Origin of the sequence: Nocardioides sp. Root122 (assembly GCF_001425025.1) — a bacterium.
Taxonomy (GTDB): Bacteria; Actinomycetota; Actinomycetes; order Propionibacteriales; family Nocardioidaceae; genus Nocardioides.
Genome location: NZ_LMDE01000001.1, coordinates 377,803 through 397,446, shown reverse-complemented (window position 1 = coordinate 397,446; position 19,644 = coordinate 377,803). Strand labels below are relative to the sequence as shown.

Here is a 19,644-nt window from a genome sequence, read left to right as displayed (position 1 = left end):
CCCCTCCCGCACCGCCCGCGTCGCGTCTCGGGGGGAATCGATGTCGCTCCCCGGGTGTTCACTGGCACCGTGACCGTCACCAAGGGCTCCGACCAGACGACCGACACCGAGATCAGGCCGTGGGCCGCACTGGGCGCGCTGTGCGTCGGCTTCTTCATGATCCTCGTCGACATGACGATCGTGTCGGTGGCGACACCGGCGATCCTCGAGACCTACGCCCCGCACGGGGCCTCGGTCAACGACGCCATCTGGGTGACCAGCGCCTACCTCCTGGCCTACGCGGTGCCGATCCTCATCACCGGCCGGCTCGGCGACCGGATCGGTCCCAAGAAGATGTATCTCGGCGGTCTCGTGGTCTTCACCGTCGCGTCGTTGTGGTGCGGGCTCTCCTTCCAGATCTCCGACAGCATCTGGATGCTCGTCGCCGCCCGCGTCCTCCAGGGCTTCGGCGCCGCAGCCGTCGCGCCGCAGACGATGGCCGTGATCACCCGCATCTTCCCGCGGGAGAGCCGGGGCTCCGCGATGAGCCTGTGGGGTGCCACGGCGGGTGTCGCGACCCTCGTCGGCCCGATCCTCGGCGGCGTGCTCGTCGACGCGGCCGGCTGGGAGTGGATCTTCTTCATCAACATCCCGGTGGGCGTCGTCGGCTTCTACCTCGCCTGGCGCCTGGTGCCGTCCCTCGAGGTGCACGAGCACTCCTTCGACTGGCTCGGCGTCGCGCTGAGCGGTGCCGCGCTGCTGCTGCTGGTCTTCGGCATCCAGGAAGGCCACGAGCTCGACTGGTCGGCCACGATCATCACGATGATCGTGGCGGGCCTGGTGATCGGCGCGGCCTTCATCTGGTGGCAGTCGCGCAACACGCGCGAGCCGCTGATGCCGCTGTCACTCTTCCGCGACCGCAACTTCTCGCTGGCCAACATCGCGATCACCAGCGTCGGCTTCGTCTTCGCCTCGATGGGGTTCCCGCTCATGCTGTGGGCCCAGCTCGTGCGCGGCGACTCCCCCACCCAGGCCGGCCTGCTGCTCGCGCCGATGGCGATCATGTCGATCGTGCTCGCGCCGATCGCCGGCCGGCTCACCGACCGGGTCCACCCGCGGATCCTCGCCAGTGCCGGCCTGACCGTACTGGCGATCTCGCTCGTGCTGCTGGCCACCTCGCTCGGCGCGGACACCCCGCTCTGGCAGGTCCTCGGCTCGATGGCACTGCTCGGCGTGGGCAGCTCCTTCGTGTGGGCGCCACTGACCACAACGGCCAACCGCAACCTCCCGCTCCACCAGGCCGGGGCCGGCGCGGGCATCTACAACGCCAACCGCCAGATCGGCTCGGTCGTCGGGGCGGCCGCGATCGCCGTGCTCATCGACAGCCGCCTCGCGGCCAACGGGCTCTCCGGCGGCGGCACGTCCGAGGCCTCCCTCGGCGGCACGCTGCCCCAGGCGGTGCACGAGGCGTTCAGCACCGCGATGTCGCAGGCGATGTACGTCCTGCCCGCCGTGCTGGTGCTCGGTGTCGTCGCGGTGCTGCTCTTCGAGCGGCCCCAGCACTTCGGTGAGGCTCCCGCCGGGGCGGCTGCCCCGGCGGCGCACTGAGGCACTCCGGACACACGCGAGCGGTGCGTGAGGAGGCCCTCACGCACCGCTCGAGGTGATGATCAGCCGGCGAGCGACGTGCCCGCCGATCGCAGGTTCTGGCAGGCCTCGACCACGCGCGCGGCCATCCCGGCCTCGCCGGCCTTGCCCCAGGCGCGGGGGTCGTACATCTTCTTGTTGCCGACCTCACCGTCGACCTTCAGCACGCCCTCGTAGTTGGCGAACATGTGGGCCGCGACCGGGCGGGTGAAGGCGTACTGGGTGTCCGTGTCCACGTTCATCTTCACCACGCCGAAGTCGACCGCGTCGCTGATCTCCTGCGCGGTGGAACCGGACCCGCCGTGGAAGACCAGGTCGAACGGACGGGCGTCGGAGCCGAGGCCGAGCTCGGAGGCAGCCGCCTCCTGCGCCGACTTGAGGATCTCCGGGCGGAGCTTGACGTTGCCGGGCTTGTAGACGCCGTGCACGTTGCCGAAGGTGAGGGCGGTCATGTAGCGGCCGCGGTCACCCGAACCGAGCGCCTTGATGGTGGCGATGGCGTCCTCGGGGGTCGTGTAGAGCTGGTCGTTGATCTCGTTGGCGACGCCGTCCTCCTCGCCACCGACGACGCCCACCTCGATCTCGAGGATGACGTTGGCCGCGGCGCACTTGGCGAGCAGCTCCTCGGCGATCTGGAGGTTCTCCTCCAGCGGCACGGCCGAGCCGTCCCACATGTGCGACTGGAACAGCGGCGCCTCGCCGCGGGCCACGCGCTCGGCGGAGATGTCGAGCAACGGCCGGACGAAGCCGTCGAGCTTGTCCTTGGGGCAGTGGTCGGTGTGCAGCGCGATGTTGACGGGGTAGTTCTTGGCGACCTCGGCGGCGTAGGCCGCGAAGGCGACCGAGCCGGTCACCATGTCCTTGACCGAGGGGCCGGAGAGGTACTCGGCGCCACCGGTCGAGACCTGGATGATCCCGTCGGAGCCGGCGTCCGCGAAGCCCTTCAGCGCGGCGTTGAGGGTCTGGGAGGACGACACGTTGATGGCCGGGTAGGCGAAGGACTTCGACTTCGCGGCGTCCAGCATCTGCGCGTAGACCTCGGGGGTGGCGATGGGCATCGGGGATCTCCTCTGAAGCGGTCAGGCAGGCGCTGCCAACCCTAGTGGCTACCGGCGAGTCCGCGACCGGGCGAGGCGACGTCTCACGACGTGACAACCGACGCGGTCGCCGCTCCGTGTCACCGGGTGGAAGGCTCACCCCGGGGGAAGGACCACGACATGACCGCGCAGATCGACTGGCAACGAGAGCTCGACGCCTCGTTCGGAAGCGGCCACGACGTCCCTGTCGGGCACTTCGTGGCGGCCGGGCACACCGCCGTACGCCGTCGCCGCAGCCGCGCCCTCGTCGCCGGCCTCGCGGCGGCCGCCGTCGTCGCGGGCGTGGCCTGGGGCACGGCCCCCGGCGGGTCGCCGAGAGGCACCGACGCCCCGGTGGCGACGGACCCGAGCGGGACCTCGCAGGTCTCCGACGGGTCCCTGCCGTGGGGCGCGGACGAGCCACCCGCCCGCTTCGGTGGCAAGGGCGTGGAGATCCGGGACGGCGCCGTGGTGCACGAGCGTCGCGAGGACCTCTACCCCGGCAAGGACACGGACTCCGTGGCGCTCGACGTCAGCTTCGGCGGCGAGCGGTGGTGGGTGGCGTTGGAGTGGGGCGACGGCAGTGGCGCCTCCCAGTCGGTGCACCCCGGGGATGTGCCCTTCGCCGACTTCGACGCGTTCGTCCAGGACCAGGTGCAGGGCGGCGGGATGATCGTCGCCCGACCGGGCGACGGCCCCACCCGCAGCGACGAGCTGGTGACCTGGCACGGCGGCGAGCTCGACCCGGCTCCCGGGGTCACGGTGGTCCGGCAGGTCGCCGATCCCGTGCCCGGGGACGAGTCGCTCGGACTCGTGCTGAGCTCGCACGGGGTGACGACCTGGATGCTCCTCACCCAGGGCGGCGCGGCGGCTTCCTGGTCGCTGGAGTCGGACTCCGGTTGGGTCACCTTCGACCAGTGGCTCGAGGACCAGGTCGCGCTGCAGTCGGGCGACCTGGGCGTGCGCCTGGTCGAGCTCGGTGCCGACGGGACGCTCGAGGCCGCACTCCCGGGCGTCGAGGTCCTCGAGCAGCAGGCCGACCCGGACGTCCCGGAGTACGGCACGGAGGAGGCACTCGCGTCGGCCGTCGGCGTGGTCACCTGGGAGGACCGGCGCTGGTTCGTCCTCCTCGTCCGCTTCTCCGGCGAGGACGCTCTCACGACGGTCGCGGCATCGAAGGCGCCAGGGGTCGAGACGCTCGACCAGTTCGCCGCGTTCCTCGACGACAAGGCCGACGAAGGCGGCATGCGGTGAAGCACGACGCAGCGTTCTCGGACTTCGTCGCGGCCCGGCAGACCCACCTGCGCCGCATCGCGTACGCCCTGTGCGGGGACTGGCACCGCGCCGACGACCTCCTGCAGACCGCGCTGACCAAGCTCTACGTCGCGTGGCCTCGGATCCGCCACGAGGGCGGGGAGGAGGCCTACGTCCGCCAGATCATGGTGCGGGCCAACATCGACGAGTCACGGCGGCCGTGGCGCCGGGAGCGGCCCACCGATGCCCTGCCGGACACGGCGGCCGAGGCCGGGACGGCGCTCGAGGAGCGTTCGGCGCTGTTCGAGGCGCTCCAGGCCCTGCCCGAGCAGCAGCGGAAGGTGGTCGTGCTGCGGCACTGGCTCGGGCTCTCGGTCCGCGAGACCGCCGCGGAGCTGCGGATCAGCGAGGGGACGGTCAAGAGCCACAGCAGCCGCGGGCTGGCTGCGCTCGAGGTGGTGCTGGCTCCGCATCGATGACAACCGATCTCCGTCGCAGACGTATCCATGGGTGACACCATCGGACGACACGGGGAGACACCATGGACCTGAAGGAACACCTGGACGAGATCGCGCACTCCGGTCCCGAGCACCTGCCCGTGGCCGAGCGGCTCGCCACCGGACGTCGAGCCGTCCGCAGGCGGCGCGTCGGCGCCGCTGCGGGCCTGGTCGCGGTCGTCGCCGTCGGAGGCGCCGCCTGGTCCGCACTCCCGAACGAGCCCGCCACCGTCGTCACCGCGGCCGGTGCTCCGAGCCCGCAGCCGAGTCCGCCGTCGAACCCGGGACGGGTGGCCTGGCCTTCGCAGGACAGCTGGGCTGCGATCGACGGCGATGGAGCGGTCACCCTTCGCCCCGACGTCGAGGTCCTGGGCCGTTTCGACGACGTGGCGGGCGGGATGCCCTCGGTCGCGCTCGACCTGCAGCGGGGCGGGGAGCACCGGTTCGTGCTCCTCTGGGTCGCCGACAACGGGGTGACCAGCGAGATCGTGGAGCCGGCCAGCGGCGCGTTGAACGAGTTCGTCGTCCGCAGCCAGGACGTGATCGACGGCGGCCTGCCCATGGCCGTGGGGACGGGTGGCGACTACGCGTCGCTGCCACTGGTGGCCTACCGGAACAGCTCCCTCTACGTCGTGCCGGGAGCGACGATCGTCCGCGCCCTGCCCGACCCCGTCCCCGGATGGTGCGGGACCTGGCCGAGCCACGCGGTCGAGATCTCCTACGAGGGCTCGAGGTACTTCGCCGCCCTGACCGAGGGCAACTGCGGTGGGTCGTTCGGGAGCGCGCCGGCCGGCCAGACCCTCGAGGAGTTCGTCGCCGCCTTCGCGAGCACGCAGCCGTGAGACGACGCGGGTCCGGGAGCCGGGACGAGGCGTTCAGCGCCTTCGTCCTGGCCCGTCAGGGACACCTCCGCGCCATCGCGTACTCGCTGTGCGGCGACTGGCACGACGCCGACGACCTGCTCCAGACCGCGCTGACCAAGCTGTACGTCGCGTGGCCGCGCGTGACCCGGGACGGCAGCCCAGAGGCCTACATCCGGCGCATCCTCGTGCACGTCAACATCGACGACCACCGCAGGCGGTCCAGGCGGGTGCGGACGGTCCCGCTCGAGTCCGGACCGGACCGGCCCGGGCGTGCGTCCACCCCGACGGAGGACCGATCGGCCCTCGTCGCAGCGCTCCAGGCCCTGCCCGAGCAGCAGCGGAAGGTGGTCGTGCTGCGGCACTGGCTCGGGCTCTCCGTCCGCGAGACCGCGGCCGAGCTGCAGCTCAGCGAGGGGACGGTCAAGAGCCACAGCAGCCGTGGCCTTGCCGCGCTCGAGGTGGTGCTGGCCCCCCACCGGTGAGCAGCCGGCGCCACGCCGGATGCGATCGTGCTCGCCGTGTCGTACGGAAGGCTGATGGCACACCCAGCCGTGGCCACCTAGGTTGACCGCCATGACACGACGACTCGGGACGAGTGCCGCCCTCATCGGCTTCCTCGCGACAGCCCTCACCTCCATCGCCCCGTCTGCGGGCGCGGCCGACCCGCTCTTCCAGGCACCGGTCGTCGGGCAGTGCTCCGACATGAGCCGCGCCGAGCTCGACCTGCCGAGCTACGGCGAGGCCGCGGTCGACTGCGGCGGACCGCACACCGCACTGGTCACGGCCGTGGCCACGCTGCCCGAAGGGCTCGCCTACGACAGCGCCGACTTCACCGAGCTCGCCGTGCGGACCTGCTACGACGCCCAGCGCGAGGCGGCCGGTGCCAGCAAGCTCGGGGTGCGGCTCACGGCGTACGCCATCGGCTACTTCGTCCCGACCGCGGAGCAGCAGGCCGCCGGCGCCCGATGGCTGCGCTGCGACCTGGTCCTCCTCGGCGGCACGGAGCTCCTGCCGCTGCCCGGCCGGCTCGACGTCGGGAAGTTCCCGTACAAGTCGACGGTCTCCCGGTGCCTCACCGGTCAGGACTTCGCCGTGACGGCCTGCTCCGAGAAGCACACCTACCGCGCCACCGCGGCCATCAAGATCAAGGCCAAGCGCTACCCGAAGGAGAAGGCCTGGAAGCGCCTCGGCACCGACCGCTGCCGCAGCGCGACCACCTCGCGGACCTATCGGTTCAGCTGGCCGTCGAAGGTCGACTGGAAGGTCGGCGACCGCGCGCTCGTCTGCTACACGCAGACGAAGAAGTAGTCACCCGCGCCAGGCGTCGTCGCCGCTGAGGTCGGCGTACGTCCGCACCCAGCTGTGCATCGCGATGGCGGCAGCCGCGCTGGCGTTGATCGAGCGCGTCGAGCCGAACTGCGCGATGGAGAACGTCCCGTCGCACACCTCGCGCGCGCCGGCCGAGAGCCCGGGACCCTCCTGGCCGAAGAGGAAGCACACGTGCTCGGGCAGCTCCATCGTCTCGAGGTGGAGCGAGCCGGGCAGGTTGTCGATGCCGAGCAGCCGCACCGGCTGCTCGAGGTCGTGGAGGTAGACCGCCAGCGCCGCGGCGTCGGGGTGGTGGCGCACGTGCTGGTAGCGGTCGGTGACCATCGCCCCGCGGCGGTTCCAGCGGCGGTTGCCGACGATGTGCACCTCGGCGGCGAGGAACGCGTTGGCGGTGCGCACGATCGTGCCGATGTTGAAGTCGTGCTGCCAGTTCTCGATCGCGACGTGGAAGCCGTGCCGCCGGGTGTCCAGGTCGGCGACGATCGCCTCCAGGCTCCAGTAGCGGTAGCGGTCGACCACGTTGCGGCGGTCGCCCTCGCGCAGCAGGTCGGGGTCCCAGTGGTCACCGTCCGGCCACCCGCCCTGCCAGGGGCCCACGCCCACCTCGGGCGGGCCGTGCGGCATCGGGTCGTACGGCGCCCGCTCACCGTCGCGCGCATCGTGCTCCTGCATGCCTGCATGCTAGGGAGCGCTGGTTAGGGTGGCGCGCGTGACCGCTCTCCTCGACCCGGCCGGGCTCGTGACACCGCTCCTGCTGGGCATCGACTGGATGGACCCGAACTGGCTCCTGGACCGCTTCGGGGCGGAGCTGTTCTGGATCAGCCTGGCGATCGTCTTCATCGAGTGCGGCCTGTTCTTCCCGATCCTGCCCGGCGACACCCTGCTCTTCGCGCTGGGCCTGTTCATCGCGACCGGCCAGCTGGACCTGTTCCCCGGACCGCCCATCGTCGAGCTGCTGATCGCGATCGCCGCGCTCACCGGGTCGGCGTTCCTCGGCAACGTGGTGGGCTACGAGATCGGCCGGCGGATCGGGCCACCGCTCTACGAGCGCGACGGGCGCATCATCAAGCGCAAGTACTTCGACCAGACCACGGCGTTCTTCGACCGCCACGGCAGCAAGGCGCTGGTGATCGGGCGCTTCGTGCCCTTCGTGCGCACCTACATCACCGTGGTGGCGGGCGTGACCCGGATGAACCGGCACCGCTTCTTCCTGTGGAGCTTCGTCGGCGCGGTGCTCTGGGTCCTGTCGATCTGCCTGCTCGGCTTCTTCCTCGGTGACGCCTACCCGCAGCTCGGCGAGAGCATCGACAAGCTGATCGTCGTCATCCTCGCCTTCTCCCTCATCCCGATCGCGTTCGAGTGGTGGCGGCACAAGCGCACCAGCGCCCCCGGCGCCGAGATCGGGCCGCACGACGGCGGTCCCGACCGCGACATCACCGGCCACGACGTCGACTGACCGGGCAACCGGCGGCGGAGGATCAGCGGTGGACGGCGTCCAGGTCGGCGCGGGTCAGCACCGAGCGCACCTCGAGGTCCACGTCGGCGAGCGGGTTCTCGCCGGCCGGTGAGCGGTCGATCGCGCAGACCACGACCTCGACCACGGCGCCGGCCGCCCGGAGCTCTCGGGTGGCGTCGCGCACGGCACCCCCGGTGGTGATGACGTCCTCGATGATGGTGATCCGACGTCCGGCGACGTCCGGGCCCTCGGCGAGCTTGCACGTGCCGTACTCCTTGGCCATCTTGCGCACGAAGAGCGCGGGCAGCCCGGTCTTCGCCGAGACCATCGTGGCGATCGGGATGCCGCCGAGCTCGAGGCCGCCGAGGAGCTCGGTGCCCTCCGGCAGCAGGTCGAGCATCCGCGTGGCCACCCGGTCGAGCAGGGCCGGCTGCGCCTCGAAGAGGTACTTGTCGAAGTAGGTGTCGGCGACCTGGCCGGACCGGAGGACGAACTCCCCGGTCAGGCGGCAGGCGGCGTCGATGTCGCGTGCGAGCGTCTCGTCAACCACGGGCCTCACCCTAGCGACGCGCGATCGACCACGGCCGTCGCACTAGTCTGTCGAGACATGTCCCGGACCGCTGCCCGCCTGGCCCACGTCCCGCCGACCGTCTTCAGCGAGATGTCGGCCCTCGCCGCGCGCACCGGCGCGCTCAACCTCGGCCAGGGCTTCCCCGACGTGGACGGACCGGCGTCGGTGATCGCCGCCGCCGAGGCCGCCCTGGAGCACGGCGCCAACCAGTACGCCCCCGGCATCGGCGTGCCTGCACTGCGCGAGGCGATCTCCCGGCACCAGCAGCGCCACTACGGCCTGACGCCCGACCCGGCGACCGAGGTGGTGGTCACCACGGGCTGCACCGAGGGGATCGCGGCCGCCCTGCTCGGCATGGTCGACCCCGGCGACGAGGTCGTCGTGCTTGAGCCCTACTACGACTCCTACGTCGCGATGCTCGAGATGTGCGGCGCGCGCCGCGTCCCCGTCCAGCTCCGCGCGCCGGGCTTCCGCCCCGACCTCGACGAGCTGCGGGCCGCCGTCACCGACGACACCAGGCTGATCCTGCTCAACACCCCGCACAACCCGACCGGCACCGTGCTGACCCGCGAGGAGCTGCAGGTCGTCGCCGACCTGGCGATCGCGCACGACGTGGTGGTGGTGACCGACGAGGTCTACGAGCACCTGGTCTTCGACGACGCCCTCTCCGCGGAGGGACACGTCCCGATCGCGACCCTGCCGGGGATGTGGGAGCGCACGCTGACCCTGTCGAGTGCCGGGAAGAGCTGGTCGTTCACCGGCTGGAAGGTCGGCTGGGCCACCGGTCCCGCACCGCTCGTGCAGGCGCTGCTGGCCGCCAAGCAGTGGCTCACCTTCACCTCCGGCTCACCGCTGCAGCCTGCGATCGCGCACGCCCTCGACCACGAGCCCGACTGGCCGCGCGCGCTGGCGCGCGACCTGCAGGTCCGCCGGGACCTGCTCTGCGGCGGCCTCGCGGCCGCCGGCCTGACGCCCCGCGTGCCGGAGGGGACGTACTTCGCCACGACCGACATCAGCCACCTCGGCTGGTCCGACGGTCGCGAGTTCTGCCTGGCCCTGCCCGAGCGTGCCGGGGTGGTGGCGATCCCGACGCAGGGCTTCTACGACCACCCGGAGGCGGGGCGTCAGCTGGTGCGCTGGGCATTCTGCAAGGTGCCCGACGTGATCCAGGAGGGCGTACGCCGTCTCGCTGCCGCCGACCTGGCGCGCTGAGGCGGGGCCGGGCCGCGTCAGCGGCCCGGGTAGTCCCGCGGCGGGTGGTCGCCGTTCCCGTCGTCGGGGGCGTCGGGGTCCTGGTGCGTGGGCGGGACCTGGCCGTAGGGGTTGGGCGAGCCGCCCGGCTGGGGCTGGGACGGCGTGCCGTAGGGGTTGCCGTACGGGTCGGGATAGGCCGTGCCGCCCTGGGGGGTCTGCTGCTCGGGCTGCTGGCCCTGCTGCTGGTAGGGGTCGGCGCCCGTCGAGCCGTAGCCGCCGTAGGCGCCGGCCTGGTAGCCCGCCGGGTCGCCGGGGTAGCCGGGGTAGCCGCCGAGGTCGGGGACCCGCTTGAACCAGTCGCCGGCGCCGCCGACGAACAGCATCACGATCGTGGCCAGGCAGGCGACCAGCGGGACGAGGGAGATGCCGCTCGTGATGCCGATCAGCGCGAAGACCGCGGCGACCGCGGCGGAGATGACGAGCAGGATGCGCGCGACGTTGGAGCGGCGGAGCACGAACACCGCGAGGATCGCCGCCACCAGGCACCAGATGACCACCCCGAGCAGCACGACGACCAGCACGCCCACCGCGGACTCGGCGTCGATGTTGGCGTCCTGGAACTCCGGCACCCGCTCCATCTCGGCGATCACGTCGTCGCGCGCGACGAGGAGGCCGAGTCCGCCGAGGGCGAAGAGGACCGCCGTGATCGCGGAGAAGACGATGGTGATCCACGCGGCGGCGGTCACCGTGCCCGGGCGCTTGTCGCCACTGCGCGTCGGCACGCCGCCGTAGGGCTGCTGCCCGTAGCCGTAGGGCTGCTGCCCCGCGGGCTGCTGGCCGTAGGACTGCCCGTAGGGGTTGTCCTGGCCCGACGGGACGGGCTGGCCGTAGGGGTTCTGCGACGGGCCTGGGTGCTCACTCATGCCCATATCTCACCATGTCACCGGTTGCAGCGCGGGCCGGCGCAGGGATGGTCGCAGCGTCGGACGGGCCTCATCGCGGGTCGAGCGCGAACCAGCGCCGCACCTCGATGCGGCGCAGGCAGATCACCGTGGCGACAGCGGCGGCCGCTGGGATGATGACCAGCACCGTGTCGAGCACGAAGACCAGGCAGCCGCCGGCGCTGAACGCGGCGGTCAGCATCAGGGCTCGCCGTGCCCAGTCGCGCCGCGCCATGGCGAAGCCGGCGAAGACGAGCGCGGCCACGCACCACACGGCGAACGCGCCGGCGTAGGTGTAGACGGTGCCCTGGACCTGCTGGAGCGTCATGCTGTCCTCGACGAGCTGGGGCTGCTGCTGCTCGAGAACGCTCATCAGGAACTCGGGGGAGATCCCGGCGAGGGCGATCCACAGCAGCGACAGGGCCAGCAGCCCGCCCGCCATCACGACGGTGAGCACGAAGGCGGTCACCATCGCGCCGGGTCGGGTGTGCAGGAGCTGGCGCTGCTGCCAGGAGGGGGGCGGGCCCTGCGGAGCGGGCACCGGTCGTACGGGCTGGGGCTGGCCCGGCATGCCGAAGGGGCGCGCGGCGGGAGGCGGCTGCACGGGACCCGGCTGGGCCGTCGGGTGTGGTCCGGCCGCTCCGGTCGTCGTACGGGAGACGGGGTCCGGCTTCGACACGGGCGTCGGCGGGGTCCACCTCCCGGTGGCGAACCACTCCCGCGCGGGCATCATCCAGAGCATCGCGGCGCCGGCCGCGACGAAGGCGCCCGCCAGGCCCCCGGACGGGACACCGGCGACGAAGGCCGGGACCGCGAAGATCGTGAGGCCGAGGCGGGCGGAGCGGTCAGGCTTGCGGACGTACCAGCCGAGGATGGCGGTCGCGCACGCGGCACCGGCGGCCACCAGCGAGGTGATGCGCAGCAGGTCGCGGGTGGCGGCCAGGTCGAGGCCGAGCGAGGAGAACGGCGGCTCGGTGAGGAAGGTGTCGATCGCCTCCTGGGTCTCGAGCGAGCCGAGCGAGGCGACCTGCTCCCAGGCGGTGATCAGCACCAGCACCGAGGCGAACATGACGATGCCCGACGCCAGGCTGACCTGGGGCGGACGTTGCTCGGTGGGCTTGCTCACCGGGCCATTGTCCCAAGCCCACCCCAACCCGTCCCGACACGGGTGAGGTGCGGCGCCGGGCCCCACCCGACCGGGGACGCGCTGGGGGGTTTCTCAGGGTCGCTCTCAGGGCCCGTCTCCGCACTGTCCCCGATGTGCGCGGGTGCGGCTCGGGGCGAGGGTGTGACCCATGATCAGCGTCGAGTCCCTCACCAAGCAGTACGGCACCTTCACGGCCGTCGACCACGTGTCCTTCACGGCCGCCACCGGGCGCGTCACCGGATTCCTCGGCCCCAACGGCGCCGGCAAGTCCACCACCATGCGCGTCATGGTCGGCCTCACCCGCCCGTCCTCCGGCCGCGTCACGATCAGCGGTCGCGACTACCGCGACCTGGCGAACCCGGGCCTGGAGGTCGGCGTCCTGCTGGACGCGTCCGCCCAGCACGCCGGCCGCACCGGCCGCGAGATCCTCGCCGTGGCAGCGCAGACCATGGGCCTGCCGAAGAGCCGCGTCGCCGAGACCCTCGCCCGCGTCGGCCTCACCGAGGACGAGGCCGGACGGCGCGTGCGCAACTACAGCCTCGGCATGCGCCAGCGCCTCGGCATCGCGACCGCGCTCATCGGCGACCCCGAGGTGCTCATCCTCGACGAGCCCGCCAACGGGCTGGACCCGGCCGGCATCCGCTGGATGCGTGACCTGCTCCGCGGCTTCGCGAACGACGGCGGCACCGTGCTGCTGTCCTCCCACCTCCTGCACGAGATCGAGGTCATCGCCGACGACCTCGTTGTGATCGGCCAGGGCCGGATCGTGGCCCAGGGCAGCAAGTCCGAGCTGCTGGCCGCCGCCGGCACACTCGTCCGCACCTCCGACGCCGACCGCCTGGCCCGTGCCCTGCACGAGGCGTCCGTCGTCACCACCCCGATCGACGGCGGCCTGCGCGTCGACGCCGACCCCGAGCTCGTGGGAGAGGCCGCACACCGTGCCGGCGTCGTCCTGCGCGAGCTGCGCGCCGCCGACGGCGCCGGCCTGGAGGAGATGTTCCTCGAGCTCACCGCCGAGACCGCCCGTGAAGGAGCAGCAGCATGACCACCACGACCCTGGCCCCGCCGGCCTCCACCGACGCCCCCGCCCGCCGCCCGCGGTCGGTCGCCCCGATCCCGACGACCCGCCTGGTGGGCGTCGAGCTCCGCAAGATGTTCGACACCCGGGCCGGCTTCTGGCTCGTGGCGGGCATCGGCATCGCCGCGCTGCTCGCCACCGCAGCGGTGATCGTCTTCGCTCCTCGCGACGAGCTGACCTACGAGACGTTCGCGACGGCCATCGGCGCCCCGATGTCCATCCTGCTCCCCGTGGTCGCGATCCTCGCCCTGACCGGCGAGTGGAGCCAGCGCAGCGGCCTGACGACCTTCACCCTGGTGCCGCACCGTGGCCGGGTCATCTTCGCCAAGGCCGTGGCGATCCTCGGCGTCGCCATCGTGTCGATGGTGCTCGCGGCAGTGATCGGCGCCCTCGGCAACCTCGTGGGCACCGCGATCGCCGGTGTCGACACCACCTGGAACGTCTCGCTGACCGAGTTCGGCTACATCGTCCTGGCCAACGTCATCGGCATGGCGATCGGCTTCATGCTGGCGGTGCTGATCCGCAACTCCGCCGGCGCCGTCGTGGCGTACTTCGTCTACACCGCCCTGCTGCCCACCATCAGCAGCGCGTTCGCCTCGACCCAGGAGTGGTGGCGCGACAACGGACCCTGGCTGGACATCAACTACGCCTCGTCCGCCCTCTACAACGGGTCGATGACCGGCGAGCAGTGGTCCCAGCTCGGTGTCACCACCCTCGTGTGGCTCTGGATCCCGCTGGCCATCGGCCTGCGCGCGGTCCTGCGTGCCGAGGTGAAGTAGTCCCCCTGCTCACCTCAGGCGAGTCGGCGGCTACCGGTCGGGGGACCGGTGGCCGCCGACGTCTTTCCAGGTGGTGCCGACGGGCGGAGCTCTCTGACAAGGTGGCGGCATGCACCCCGACGCCTGGCTGGTCGTGATCGACCCGCAGCGGATCTTCGCCGACGCCGCGAGCCAGTGGGGCTCGCCGATGTTCCCGGACATCGTCGCCCCCGTACGACGACTCGCTGCCGCGGCCGGCGAACGCACCGTCGTCACGCGCTGGGTCCCCGCGCCGGACCCGCAGGGCAGCTGGGCGGCCTACCTCGAGGCGTGGCCGTTCGCCAACGTCCCGGAGGGCGACCCGCTGCTCGAGGTCGTCCCCGAGCTGGCCGACCTCGGCAGCGAGGTCGTCTCGCTGCCGACCTTCGGCAAGTGGGGCTACGCGCTCCAGGCCGTCACCGGCCCCACCCCGCACCTCGTCCTGGCCGGCGTCTCCACCGACTGCTGCGTCGTCTCCACGGCGCTCGCCGCGGCCGACGCCGGGGCCACGATCACGGTCGTCACCGACGCCTGCGCCGGCTCGACGCCGGAGAACCACCGGGCCGCGATGGACGTGATGGCGCTCTATCCCCCGCAGATCACGCTCGCCACCACCGACGAGGTCCTCGCGCAGTGACTCGCCCAGCGAACCACCCGGTGAGCCGGGTCATCCACACCGGCCAGGCCCTGGTCGACGTGGTCGTCGAGGTGCCCGACCTGCCGGACCGCGGACAGAACGTGATGGCCACGTCCGCCACCGACTACGCGGGCGGCACCGTCACCGTGCTGCTCGCGGCGGCGCGCTTCGGCGCGGACTGCGTCGGTGCCGGCGCGATCGGCACCGGCCCCCACGGCGACCTCATCCGCTCCGCCCTCGGCGCAGAAGGCATCGCGGTGTCTGCCCCACCGGTCGAGGGACTCGACACCGGCATCTGCGTGGTGATGGTCGAGCCGAGCGCCGAGCGGACCTTCGTGACGACGCTCGGCGCCGAGCGCCGGATCAGCGTCGAGTCCTTGGCCACCTCCGACCCGCAGCCCGGCGACCTGGTCTGCGTCACCGGCTTCTCGCTCGCCCTCGCCGCCACCGGCGAGCCGCTGCTCGCCTGGCTGCCGACGCTGCACCCCGACGTGGTCGTCGTGCTCGACCCGGGAGCGGCGTTCGCCACCCTCAGCGAGCACGTCCGCGAGGCGATGCTCGAGCTGACCGACGTCTGGTCAAGCAACGCCGAGGAGGCCGAGGACATCCTGCGCGCGGTCGGGCAGGAGCCGCCCACGGACCTGGCCGGGCTGACCACCGCCGTCGCTCCCCTGCTCCGCGGCGACGCCGTCGCGATCGTCCGCGACGGGCCGCAGGGGTGCGCGGTCCGCGTCGGCACCGAGACGACGTACGTCCCTGGCTTCCCGCAGAAGCCGGTCGACACCAACGGCGCCGGCGACACGCACACGGGCGCGCTGCTGGCCGAGGTGGCCGCCGGTACGCCGTGGGTGGAGGGCTGCCGGCGCGCCAACGCGGCCGCCGCGATCAAGGTGACGCGGCGCGGGCCGGAGTCCGCACCGACCGCGGCCGAGGTCGACGACTTCCTCGCCGGTCGCTCACCGCTCGCTACCCTGCCCCCGTGACAGCGGACGTCCTCCTCGTCGGCGCCGGCGACCTCGGCGCCGCGGTCGGTCTCCGGCTCGCCGCGCTCGGCCACGACGTGCTCGCGCTGCGCCGCAACGCCTCAGCCGTCCCGTCCCCGCTGGTCGGCCGCTCGGTCGACCTGACGGCGGGCCCGCCCGACCTGTCCGACGTACGTCCGCGCTTCGTGGTCGTCGCGCTCACCGCGCGTCCGCGGACCGAGGAGGCCTACCGGGCGACGTACGTCGACGGGATGGCGCGGGCGCTCGACGCGCTGCCAGTGGCGCCGGAGCGCGCCGTCCTGGTCTCGTCGACCGCCGTCCACGGCAGCAGCGACCGCCCCGGGGTGCAGGACGAGACGGCGGCGCCCGACCCGTCTGACGGCCCCGGCCGGATGCTCGTCGCGGCCGAGGAGACCTTCCACGAGCGCCTCCCCCACGGCACGGTGCTGCGCCTCTCCGGACTGTACGGCGGCAGCAGCACGCGACTGCTCGACATGGTCCGCGAGGGCCGGGTATCCGACCCGCACCGGTGGACCAACCGGATCCACCGCGAGGACGCCGCCGCCGCGGTGGTGCACCTGCTGACGATGACCGACGAGCCGGAGCGGCTCTACCTCGGCACCGACGACGTACCTGCCCAGATGGGGGACGTCGCCGCGTTCCTCGCCGAGCAGCTCGGCGCCCCCGCTCCCCCGCCCGCCGACGTGGCGCAGGGGCACGGCAAGCGGCTCTCGAACGCGCGACTCCGGTCGACGGGCTGGGCGCCGAGCCGCCCGAGCTATCGCGAGGGGTACGCGAACCCCGAGATGGTCGAGTAGCACGCGAGCGCCAGCGAGCGGCGTGTCGAGACCACCGGACACGGCTCGAGGTCTCGTGACGGTCGCTGCGCGACCTCCTCGACCAACGAAGGTGCGCGACCTCCTCGACCAACGGCAGGGCGGTCACATGGTGACGGGGCCGCCTCCGGTGACCGCGATGACCTCGCCGGTGATGTAGCTCGACTCGGGTGAGGCGAGGAAGACGAAGGCGGTGGCGACCTCGGCCGGCTGGCCGGCGCGGCCCATCGGGGTCTGCTCGCCGAAGGACTCGACCTTCTCGGGCGGCATGGTCGCCGGGATGAGGGGCGTCCAGATCGGGCCGGGGGCGACGGCGTTGACGCGGATGCCCTTCTCGGCGATCGACTGGGCCAGGCCGCGGGTGAAGTTCACGATCGCCGCCTTGGTGGTGGCGTAGTCGAGGAGCTCCGGCGACGGCGAGGACGACTGGATCGAGGACGTGTTGATGATCGACGCCCCGGGCACCATGTGCGGCAGCGCCATCTTGCACAGCCAGAACATGGCGTAGACGTTCGTGCGCATCACCCGGTCGAGCTGCTCGGTCGTGATGTCGGCGATCCCGCCAGGCTGCGCCATCTGGTACGCCGCGTTGTTGACCAGGATGTCGATCCGGCCGAAGTCCTCGACGGCCCGGTCGACCAGTGCCTGGCACGCCTCCTCCTGCACGAGGTCGGTCGGCACGAGGACGCACCGGCGGCCGGCGTCCTCGACGATGCGCCGGGTCTCCTCGGCGTCGTCGTCCTCCCCGTCGAGATAGGCGATCACCACGTCAGCGCCCTCACGCGCAAACGCGAGCGCGACGGCCCGGCCGATGCCGGAGTCCCCGCCCGTGATGACCGCGACCTGGTCGAGCAGCCGGTCGTGACCGACGTACGAGTCCTCCCCGTGGTCGGGCTTCTCGTCCATCTCGCTGGTCACCGATCGCTCGTCACCGGGCGTGGGCAGCTGCTCACCCTCGGTGTCGGGCTGCTCGTGCACCTCGGTGGGGTCCTGCCGGGTCTGGTCTGCGTCGCTCATGCACCCCGGGTACCCGGCACGGGGCGGACGATGCAGGGGCGCCGCGCGACACCTGCGCGAAACATCGACGAGCCAGACTGTCCCCGTGACGATCACCCGGGCCGACTTCGCGGACCCGCGGCTGGCGGCGTTCCTGCAGGCCCACCTCGACGACCTGGCGCCGACGGCACCGTCGGAGAGCCGGCACGCGCTCGACCTCGCGGCGCTCCGGGCGCCGCACGTGCGCATGTGGGTGACGACCGACGCCGACGGGATCGTCGGCACGGCGGCCCTCGCCGCGCTCGGGGACGGACACGAGGAGCTCAAGAGCATGCGCACCGAGCCGCGCGTGCGAGGTCGTGGGGTGGCGTCCGGGCTGCTCGCCCACGTGCTGGCAGACGCGCGCGACCGCGGCGTCACGCGGGTGTCGCTCGAGACGGGCAGCATGGCGTTCTTCGAGCCGGCGCGCGCGCTCTACTCCAAGGCGGGCTTCGTGCCGTGCGGGCCGTTCGGCAGCTACGTCGCCGACCCCAACAGCACGTTCATGACGATGCGGACGGCGACCGGCTGAACTCGTCCTCGTCGTAGGGCGGGAGCGTGACGGTCACGGTCGTGCCCTTGCCGAGCTCCGAGGCGAGCTCGACGCTGCCGGAGTGCCGCTTCACGATGCGGTCGACGATCGCCAGCCCCAGCCCGGTGCCAGGGCGGGCGAGCGCGTCGGGGTTCGTGGAGCGGAAGAACTCGCGGAACAGCTGGCGCTGGTCGGCGTCGCTGATGCCGATGCCGGAGTCGGAGAAGACGACGCGCACGTCGTCGTCCGAGCGCTCGAGGCGGGCGTTGACGACGCCGCCCTCGTCGGAGTACTTGATGGCGTTGCTGGCGAGGTTGGCCAGCATCCGGTGCAGCTCCTCGGGGCGGCCGGACACCAGCACGGGCTCGTCGGGCACGACCAGGTCGCACGTCTGCGACTTCGCGACCGAGGCGTGCTGGCACTCCTCGACGACGTCGAGGAGGGTCTGGCGGAGGTCGACCTGCTCGGGGATGAACTCGTGCAGCGGGTCGGCCACCTGGGCGACGTTGAGGAGGTCCTCGATGACGGCCTGCATGCGGGCCGCCGCGCGGGTGGCCGCGGCCACGGAGTGCTGGTCCTCCTCGGGGAGGGTGTCGGTGTCGAGCATCTCGAGGTTGGCGGTCATCGAGAACAGCGGCGTGCGCAGCTCGTGGCCCAGCGTGTTGACCAGCTCCAGCCGGTAGCCGTCCATCAGGCGCAGCCGGTCGGCGACCGCACGCTCGCGGTCGAGCTGGCGCGCGGTGGCGACCGCGCGGCCGAGGTCGCGGCCGATGTCGAGCGCCGCGTCGCACTCGACCTGGCTCCACTCGCGCTCGCCGGGGGCGCGGGTGAGGCACAGGAACCCCATGCACTCCGGACCCGCGCCCAGCGGGACGAACAACACCGAGCCGATGCCGAGGCCGTCGAGGAAGGTGAGCAGGCTCTCGGCGTCGTCGGCCGGCAGGCCCGGCTGGTCGGCGCCGCGGCGGGAGAACGGCGCGACGTACTGGTCGGCCCAGTAGCGGTGCGCGAGCCGGATCACGACGTCGTCGATCTCGGAGAACAGCGGGTCGACCTCGGAGCCCTGGGCGTACCAGACGGTCGAGGAGCCACCCTCCTCGTCGAAGGCGGTGAGCCACATGCCGAGGGCGTCGAAGCAGTGCACGAGCGTCGAGCGACAGGCCTCGATGACCTGGCCCAGCGTGGGCTCACCCAGCGCCTGGCGGACGATCTCGCGAGCCTGGGTCGTGATGCGCACCCGCTCGGCGAGCTCCTCGCGCTCGAGCGCCAGGGACACCAGCGTGCGCGCGACACCGGCGTACTTCTGGAGCAGCTCGAGCTGCTCGGGCCCGGGACGGTGGCCGTCGCGGGGCTCGTCGACCGAGAGCAGGCCACGGATGACGCCGTCGTCGTCGCGCACGGGTGAGGTGAGCGCGTCGAGCGGGTGCCAGGCATTGGGCCCCTCCACCTCGGCGACGACCGGGATGAAGCTGTGCTCGATGAGCTCCTGGAACGCCCGCTCGTGCGGGACGAACAGCCACGACCCCCACTCGTCGGCGTTGGCGAGCTCGCCCTCGACCATGTACGCGGGGAGGCGGCGGCCCATGATCGTCTCGGCCAGGCCCTCGCCGGCACACGCGACGACCTCGAACTCGTCGTCGCGGCGCAGGCTGATGGCCGCCTGCTCGAACCCGGCGAGCGTGGCGACGCCCTCGACGAGCACCTGCAGGTGCTCACGCGTCTGCTCGTCGGACCACGGGTGGTCCGTGGCCCGAGCTGCGACTGCTTCCTGCACGTGCACCCCTGAAGTCGT

At 72.3% G+C, this 19,644-nt stretch carries 21 protein-coding genes; 14 read left to right on the top strand and 7 right to left on the bottom strand.

What is annotated here, in order from left to right:
- The first annotated feature begins 69 nt into the window (after positions 1-69).
- Positions 70-1,587 carry a DHA2 family efflux MFS transporter permease subunit gene (locus tag ASC64_RS01835; RefSeq protein WP_082550192.1) on the top strand — a complete coding sequence of 506 codons (1,518 nt, stop codon included), beginning with the start codon at positions 70-72 and terminating at the stop codon, positions 1,585-1,587.
- A 62-nt stretch (positions 1,588-1,649) separates the two neighbouring features.
- On the opposite strand, the gene fbaA is transcribed toward ASC64_RS01835, so the two are convergent.
- A complete protein-coding gene (fbaA, locus tag ASC64_RS01830) occupies positions 1,650-2,684 on the bottom strand; it encodes a class II fructose-bisphosphate aldolase (protein WP_056905807.1) in 1,035 nt (344 codons plus the stop codon).
- A 159-nt stretch (positions 2,685-2,843) separates the two neighbouring features.
- On the opposite strand from fbaA, the gene ASC64_RS01825 reads away from it, so the two are divergent.
- From ASC64_RS01825 to ASC64_RS01805, 5 genes are all read left to right on the top strand, one after another.
- Positions 2,844-3,956: a hypothetical protein gene (locus ASC64_RS01825; protein ID WP_056905806.1), complete on the top strand. Its 1,113-nt coding sequence runs from the start codon at positions 2,844-2,846 to the stop codon at positions 3,954-3,956.
- Positions 3,953-4,435 (top strand): SigE family RNA polymerase sigma factor, encoded by a 483-nt coding sequence (locus ASC64_RS01820; protein WP_056905805.1) that lies wholly within the window; start codon positions 3,953-3,955, stop codon positions 4,433-4,435. Before ASC64_RS01825 ends, ASC64_RS01820 begins: the two co-directional genes overlap by 4 nt.
- A 62-nt stretch (positions 4,436-4,497) precedes the next feature.
- Positions 4,498-5,295 (top strand): hypothetical protein, encoded by a 798-nt coding sequence (locus ASC64_RS22610; RefSeq protein WP_056905804.1) that lies wholly within the window; start codon positions 4,498-4,500, stop codon positions 5,293-5,295.
- Positions 5,292-5,798 carry a SigE family RNA polymerase sigma factor gene (locus tag ASC64_RS01810; RefSeq protein ID WP_056905803.1) on the top strand — a complete coding sequence of 169 codons (507 nt, stop codon included), beginning with the start codon at positions 5,292-5,294 and terminating at the stop codon, positions 5,796-5,798. Before ASC64_RS22610 ends, ASC64_RS01810 begins: the two co-directional genes overlap by 4 nt.
- 91 nt (positions 5,799-5,889) lie before the next feature.
- A complete protein-coding gene (locus ASC64_RS01805; protein ID WP_056905802.1) occupies positions 5,890-6,624 on the top strand; it encodes a septum formation family protein in 735 nt (244 codons plus the stop codon).
- On the opposite strand, the gene ASC64_RS01800 is transcribed toward ASC64_RS01805, so the two are convergent.
- Positions 6,625-7,317, bottom strand: coding sequence for a TrmH family RNA methyltransferase (locus ASC64_RS01800; protein ID WP_056905801.1), 693 nt, complete (start codon positions 7,315-7,317; stop codon positions 6,625-6,627).
- A gap of 37 nt (positions 7,318-7,354) precedes the next feature.
- Between ASC64_RS01800 and ASC64_RS01795 the strand changes: the two genes are divergently transcribed.
- Positions 7,355-8,101, top strand: coding sequence for a DedA family protein (locus ASC64_RS01795; protein WP_235563479.1), 747 nt, complete (start codon positions 7,355-7,357; stop codon positions 8,099-8,101).
- A gap of 22 nt (positions 8,102-8,123) precedes the next feature.
- Here the strand turns inward: ASC64_RS01795 and pyrE are convergent, their stop codons facing one another.
- The gene (pyrE, locus tag ASC64_RS01790; protein WP_056905800.1) at positions 8,124-8,651 is read right to left on the bottom strand and encodes an orotate phosphoribosyltransferase; all 528 of its coding nucleotides are present in this window, start codon (positions 8,649-8,651) and stop codon (positions 8,124-8,126) included.
- A gap of 57 nt (positions 8,652-8,708) precedes the next feature.
- On the opposite strand from pyrE, the gene ASC64_RS01785 reads away from it, so the two are divergent.
- Entirely contained in the window at positions 8,709-9,884 is a 1,176-nt protein-coding gene (locus ASC64_RS01785) for a pyridoxal phosphate-dependent aminotransferase (protein WP_056905799.1), read from the top strand.
- 17 nt (positions 9,885-9,901) lie between these two features.
- Here the strand turns inward: ASC64_RS01785 and ASC64_RS01780 are convergent, their stop codons facing one another.
- Both ASC64_RS01780 and ASC64_RS01775 read right to left on the bottom strand, forming a co-directional pair.
- The gene (locus tag ASC64_RS01780; RefSeq protein ID WP_156384955.1) at positions 9,902-10,789 is read right to left on the bottom strand and encodes a hypothetical protein; all 888 of its coding nucleotides are present in this window, start codon (positions 10,787-10,789) and stop codon (positions 9,902-9,904) included.
- Positions 10,790-10,859: 70 nt separating this feature from the next.
- Positions 10,860-11,933 carry a hypothetical protein gene (locus tag ASC64_RS01775; protein ID WP_056905797.1) on the bottom strand — a complete coding sequence of 358 codons (1,074 nt, stop codon included), beginning with the start codon at positions 11,931-11,933 and terminating at the stop codon, positions 10,860-10,862.
- A gap of 169 nt (positions 11,934-12,102) precedes the next feature.
- Between ASC64_RS01775 and ASC64_RS01770 the strand changes: the two genes are divergently transcribed.
- From ASC64_RS01770 to ASC64_RS01750, 5 genes are all read left to right on the top strand, one after another.
- Positions 12,103-12,999 (top strand): ABC transporter ATP-binding protein, encoded by an 897-nt coding sequence (locus ASC64_RS01770; protein WP_056905796.1) that lies wholly within the window; start codon positions 12,103-12,105, stop codon positions 12,997-12,999.
- Positions 12,996-13,811, top strand: a complete 816-nt coding sequence (locus ASC64_RS01765) for an ABC transporter permease (protein ID WP_056905795.1) — start codon at positions 12,996-12,998, stop codon at positions 13,809-13,811. The genes ASC64_RS01770 and ASC64_RS01765 overlap by 4 nt, the downstream gene beginning before the upstream one ends.
- 109 nt (positions 13,812-13,920) lie before the next feature.
- A complete protein-coding gene (locus tag ASC64_RS01760) occupies positions 13,921-14,466 on the top strand; it encodes a cysteine hydrolase family protein (protein WP_056905794.1) in 546 nt (181 codons plus the stop codon).
- On the top strand, positions 14,463-15,449 hold the full coding sequence (locus ASC64_RS01755; RefSeq protein ID WP_200937431.1) for a PfkB family carbohydrate kinase: 987 nt from the start codon (positions 14,463-14,465) through the stop codon (positions 15,447-15,449). The genes ASC64_RS01760 and ASC64_RS01755 overlap by 4 nt, the downstream gene beginning before the upstream one ends.
- Positions 15,446-16,267, top strand: coding sequence for a hypothetical protein (locus ASC64_RS01750; RefSeq protein ID WP_056905792.1), 822 nt, complete (start codon positions 15,446-15,448; stop codon positions 16,265-16,267). Before ASC64_RS01755 ends, ASC64_RS01750 begins: the two co-directional genes overlap by 4 nt.
- A 123-nt stretch (positions 16,268-16,390) precedes the next feature.
- On the opposite strand, the gene ASC64_RS01745 is transcribed toward ASC64_RS01750, so the two are convergent.
- Positions 16,391-17,302, bottom strand: a complete 912-nt coding sequence (locus ASC64_RS01745; RefSeq protein WP_056905791.1) for an SDR family oxidoreductase — start codon at positions 17,300-17,302, stop codon at positions 16,391-16,393.
- An 85-nt stretch (positions 17,303-17,387) separates the two neighbouring features.
- Between ASC64_RS01745 and ASC64_RS01740 the strand changes: the two genes are divergently transcribed.
- Complete coding sequence (locus ASC64_RS01740) at positions 17,388-17,852, top strand: GNAT family N-acetyltransferase (RefSeq protein ID WP_235563478.1); 465 nt, start codon at positions 17,388-17,390, stop codon at positions 17,850-17,852.
- On the opposite strand, the gene ASC64_RS01735 is transcribed toward ASC64_RS01740, so the two are convergent.
- Complete coding sequence (locus tag ASC64_RS01735) at positions 17,824-19,626, bottom strand: sensor histidine kinase (RefSeq protein ID WP_156384954.1); 1,803 nt, start codon at positions 19,624-19,626, stop codon at positions 17,824-17,826. The genes ASC64_RS01740 and ASC64_RS01735 overlap by 29 nt on opposite strands.
- Between the last annotated feature and the right edge of the window lie 18 nt (positions 19,627-19,644).